This is a genomic window from Campylobacter concisus (genome assembly GCF_902460595.1).
Taxonomy (GTDB): domain Bacteria; phylum Campylobacterota; class Campylobacteria; order Campylobacterales; family Campylobacteraceae; genus Campylobacter_A; species Campylobacter_A concisus_BL.
Genome location: NZ_CABPVA010000020.1, coordinates 1 through 2,719 on the forward strand (window position 1 = coordinate 1; position 2,719 = coordinate 2,719).

General features: G+C 28.5%; 1 protein-coding gene. It reads left to right on the forward strand.

The features are described from left to right. On the forward strand, positions 1-2,719 hold a 2,719-nt coding region (locus F3G86_RS10560), incomplete at both ends, for a hypothetical protein (RefSeq protein ID WP_188116459.1).

Genomic DNA, 2,719 nt, shown 5'->3' on the forward strand with positions numbered 1-2,719 from the left:
ACTTGGATAAGCCTAGTTTGTTCAATAAAAATATTACGAAAAAAAATAACAAGATAACACTTCTTAATTCTAGTATATATGCAGAAATCCTTAGTGAAGAGCAAGATCCAGTAGAAGAATTTGTTGATGGATTAATTTATCTTGCTAATAGAGTTAAAAGCGATGACAGTGAGGTTAAAAATTTCGAGGAGGCATCTAGTATACTAGTTAGCGAATATAATACAATAGAAAAAAGACTTTGGACTTTGATGGACAAACTAAAAGTTGCGTTAATAGATAGGGCAAATATTATATTAATTCGTGAAAATTTTAGCAAAAGAGATGAAGTAATAAAAACGATAGAAGAGAGTTTTGATGAGATCAAAAAAAATCTTAAGAAAGCTTCAGAGGATGGCGACACTTATATCAAAAAAGAGATATTTAAATTTTTTATGAGTTTTTTTGATATCACTGATTTTAAAAAATCGTTCGGCTTATTAAATATTGTGTCATCTACGCCAGACGCGTTGAAAACTACCGAAAATATCTTTAGCTCTATAAACAAAAGAGGTTCTTATGCTTTTTCTAGTCCGGTTATGAGTTTGCTAGCTACTAAGTTTGGTTTTATACTAGGACTATTAAATACAGTGTCGTTTAATAATATCTTAGTTTTTACAAATGACGATCAAAAGAGTGGAGCATTTATAGACTTTTCAGGATTTGATATAGCAGCCACCAACACAAAAAGTAATTATGATGAGTATATTGGAATTTGCTCCAATTTTTCATTAGAAGGTGATGAAAAAAGTCTATTTGATGCAAAGATAAGTAAATATGAAAATATAGACAAAAAGAATAATATATCAATATGCAAAAACGATAAGGATAATACCGAAGAGAGCTTACTTAAAAGGATAGAAGAGTGCGTGATCGCAAATAGAGCAAATTTTGTCTATATGCAATATCCATTTTTTAACTCTTTAAAATTTGCAAATCTTTTAAGAGATAAATCCTTAACCACAAAAGACAATACTCATAATACAAATAATAGTAGCGGTATCTCTAAAAACTATCTTGTTGTTTCGAATGCTCCTTCAATACTAAATGCAAAGCTAAATGAACATCTTTTACAAAACGTATTAAACTATAAGATAGTAGATAGTCTAAATAGAGCTGATGACAAGAAGGTGACCGATCCTAAGCAGCTAAATGGCACAAAAGACTACAGTCAGTACTCTATACAAATAGATGCCCAAAAAGAGGAAGATCTATACTTATTAAGCCTAAGCCCATTTACAAGGGTTGGCAAAGATAGAATTAAAAAATTTCAAAAAGATATAGATACTTTTAATGATTTTATGCAAGATAAGCAAAATCAAATAAATACGATTATGTACTTTGATACATTAAGTGAGAACGAAAAGCAGGTGGCATATAGATTTTTAAAAGCTAATTCTTATCTTGGACACATAAATAAGTATTTCAAAAATGCTAAAGACATGGAAGAGATAGTTAAGAATGAAAAGGATTTTTTAGATGCAAGTATAAAAGAATTTGAAACTTTCTTTTCAAGTATAAATTCTTCTTTAGAACACAGTGAATCACACGTTGTTGAAATACCTTCTTTGCAAAATTTAAATTCTATGATGAAAAAAAATGATGCTGTAATTAAAGTACCAGATATAATAGTATTATCTGATTATTATTATCCAGCTACTAGAGTATTTCTCTTAGTTATGGGCTACTATGTCATAAGACAAACATTTGATAATTCTATGATTAGTCAAAATTTTACTGTACCTGCTTATGAATCTATAAAAATATCTGACAAGTCATTTATGGTTTGTTCTGAGCACTCTTATTACTTGAAAGAAGACGGAGTCAAAGTGCCGATTTGCTTTTTTAAAAAAACAAAAGAGGATAAAATAGCAAAACTAAAAACAAACAAGGAAGAAAATAAAGAGATACAAAATAATATAATTTGTATAGAAGAGATAGTGGAAACAATAGAAAAAAGCCATGTAAGAGATATTGATCATGTATTAGATGATCATTCATATGAGGAACTAAAGGAACTTCTTAAAAATTATACAGGTTTAGATGGTGAGAGTGTCGAGGATGAAAAATTTACGAAAAATATCAAGCAGTTAGATGATGACGAGTATAAATATACGATAGATTTTGCAATGATATCCACACTAGATGATATTTTATATGACATATTTCCATTCTATGGATTTTTTATAGGTAAATCATATGAAACTATACTAAAAAGCATAACAAAGGCTTTCTTTTCGAGCAGCAAAGATAACCTTTTAAAAAATATTTTTATCGAATTAGTAGGAGAGCTTAAAACATTTAGTACATTAAATGAGTTGCCAGTTGCAAAAATAGTCAATAAGGATCATGGCAAAATAATAAAAGAAAAAAAGAAAAAAGGATTTATTGAAATAACTAAGGAAAAAAGCAACAAGATTCTACTTATAAATATGGAACGCACTAATAAAACTAAACGGAGCTTAAAAAATGCAAAAAAATGGATAGATGAATTTGAAGTAGGTGAAGAAATAAAAAGACAGATAGCTATAAAGGCAGGTAAAGAATTTGTAAAAAATAGCTCGATAACATTTGTAAAAGATTTGGCAAAGGCTGGATTTGGTTTTTTTGTAGATAGTTTTTTTATCAACACCTACGAACAACAAAAAAGATCTTATGAACTAATACTTCATAAGTATTTCAC